The organism is Listeria farberi (genome assembly GCF_014229245.1).
GTDB classification, from domain to species: Bacteria; Bacillota; Bacilli; order Lactobacillales; family Listeriaceae; genus Listeria; species Listeria farberi.
Map to the genome: position 1 here is coordinate 1 of NZ_JAARZJ010000040.1, position 2,978 is coordinate 2,978.

At 28.7% G+C, this 2,978-nt stretch carries 2 protein-coding genes; both read right to left on the reverse strand.

Translation table 11 applies throughout. The features are described from left to right. Positions 1-214: 214 nt before the first annotated feature. Positions 215-682, reverse strand: coding sequence for a hypothetical protein (locus HCB45_RS15010; RefSeq protein ID WP_185620435.1), 468 nt, complete (start codon positions 680-682; stop codon positions 215-217). A gap of 1,121 nt (positions 683-1,803) precedes the next feature. Further along, entirely contained in the window at positions 1,804-2,271 is a 468-nt protein-coding gene (locus HCB45_RS15015; RefSeq protein WP_185620436.1) for an RDD family protein, read from the reverse strand. Positions 2,272-2,978 lie beyond the last annotated feature (707 nt).

Sequence of the window (2,978 nt, forward strand, 5' to 3'; positions counted from 1 at the left end):
GTCAATAACAATATTTAAATAGGGGTTGTACCTAGAGGAAATGTAGCGTTATTAAATAAAAAACTGTTATTTGAGATGTAACCCTTAAAGGAACATTCTCAAATAACAGCTAAGAAAGTGCTTAACTACTCATAAAAAATAAGATAATTATTGTTATTTCCATTTAATGAAAAAAAGTCTACATCTGAATGCCAATCTCCATTATACTTAAAATTTATTTAGAAGTATTGAACATTTTTTCCGAAATACTTAACATCTCATCCATATAATCTCCATCGCTCATACTTGCAAAAAACAAGATATCTTCTCTTTTAAAGTTATACTTATGGAACAGTTCATCTGGAATTTCTTTAATATTTTTATCTAAAACAGAAAGCAGTGTCTGTGCAAAATCCCATTTTTCGTCGGATGGACTGCAAAAATCTATCTCTTCACAATTATCTACAATATCTACAAGAGGCTGATAAAGAAATGCGGGTGAAAGTCCATTTTTCCACTCAAAAAATTCGAATATATCCTTACTATAATCCCATGCTAAATAAAAACCATAGAAATCATCTGTAGTTATAAAACCAATTGCACAGTTCTTCTGATCTTTCGCATCATTCAATATCTTTTCAATTTCTTTTGGTAAATTTTCGGAACATTGTTGATTAAACTTTTCAAACGTTGTTATATCCATTTTATATCCTCCTTATAATCCATTTTCTTAGTTGTGGATATTTTTTCTTTTCTATTGTACTTTATTTAGTTATAGAAGTATAGATAGATTATTTTGATTTAGCTATAATCTTAAATTAGCTATTTTCATAACTACTCAGGAAGGAAAAAGATTTTTTACCATATCAGAGATAACTCACTTTTAGGAATCCTCATTGATTTAATTACACTATTATGCTATATTGATGTTTCAAATTATTCTATTACCGAAAGATTTTTATATTCTTAATATTTCACATGAAGACACAACGTTTTATAAAGCATATTTAGCAAAAAATTAATCACAGAATTGAGGTGGAATATAATAACTGTTACTATTTTTATAGAAAACAAATCTAAAAATGATTTTCTAATTAAATTAAATAATTTTGACTGGGAACTAAACATTCATATAGGCAACCAGGAATTATATTTACTTAAAATGATTCGTTTTGCAAATTGGGATACTAAAAGTTCCATTAAAGCTGGAACATCTTCATCTTCTGCTGTGTTTTGGGTTTATGATGAAAAGAATAAGATGATATCCATATGTGTAGGGCACGACGATGAAACATGGGATTTCGCAGTATGTGTGCCTATCACAATAATAGAAGAAGCTTTCGAGAAACTATATACATAAAAACTCTCTTTCACAGTTTTTATGTATATAGTATTTTTATTATACTAAAAGGGAATTTAAGTGTGTTAAAAACGTTGATACTTGCTTTTATTTTAGTTTTATCCAACAGATCTTGTTATACATGTAAAAATATACTTACATAAAATGAAAGCATTTTTAATTTCATTATTGCATTATGATTTATTGAGATTGTAATTATGAGTTTAGTTAGTTTTTTAATAAATATAGTACGGATGTTTATAAGGCTTAGGGACGTTGGGACGACATTTCACACTATATACCCTCAATTTTTTGGACATAAAAAACTCGAAATATCAATGATATACCGAGCCTTTTGACTTTTATTATTTTTAAGTAGCGTTCAAAATACTGTTAATCAAGAACTAAAGCACTTTTTGGGTGTATGAGGTTTAATACTTATACTATTCAGGTAATATCGCTTTCCGTAACAACTGTTTTAGCAATTAAATCATGTATTCCTCTGTGGTACCAATCCATACAATTGGGAGAATATCAACTACAATCATTATGACTGTCCAAAGTGGAGTAAATTCCCACTTTAAAATAAAGGAATGAAATATTGTCATGTGAGCCAATTGCCACGGAAGAAATTTAACGATGTTTCTTACAATAATTTGCCATAGTTTAACCGTTTCGGATTTTGTTGATGAAACCCTTAGTCTTGTTTTCATTTTACCTAATGTTGCGTGTGCTTTACTTGATTCAGTAATAATTGAAAACAATACAACAGGAACAATCAATGTTAATGATATTAAGTTCATTCCTAATTCGTTAAAAATAGGAATGCCATCTAAAATTATTAAATAAATGAACATGCTAGTTCCAAAAAGAATTAGCATGTAACACAATATTGTAAGATAATCAAAAAGCAACGCTAAAAATCTTCTATTGAGTTTTGCACTTTGTTTCATTTCGTCACCTCGAAGTATATAAATTAAGCAGTCCACAAGCCAAACCCAACAGAATACGACTAACAAAATTACTCTAACGCTTAGTATAACATAGCCTAAAGCCGATTTCTACAACTTTATTGATTTTGATTTTACCAATGTTCTTTGGAGGAGTTCAGAGCAAAAGAAGCTAAAACAGCCAATAGTCAAAATGAACGGTTTTTTCCAATATACTGGTAAGAACGGCGGTGCGATACGATTTATCAATGTACCCCGTTATCGTCCGTTGCAAGAGCGAAATAGCGGAAAAAATAAAATAAGTCAAGGGAGAGGCTACAAAAATTTTTTTGAGTGATTTTTTCAAAAAAGTTTTGGCGTACCCTTGACTTATTTTAAGTGAATGGATGAAAATACCACAAATTTTGCCACAAATGCCACAAAAACAACGGAATAAAATGGGTATTATACGATATAAAAAAATCTCCAAACCGTTTATATACTCTTTAATATCAAGGGTTTTCAACGTTTTAGAGATTTCTTTAATATAGCTATTAACGTCCTGAGAGGGCAATATCGTCTTTTTTTAAATCAATTTAAATCAAATGAAAAGATTATACGGCGAAATCAAGATATTATAATTTAAATCAAATTTAATGATTTTCAAATAAAATAAAATCCAGAAAAATTTGTACTTTATTTGAACTTTTGACATTAGTCTATAATAATAT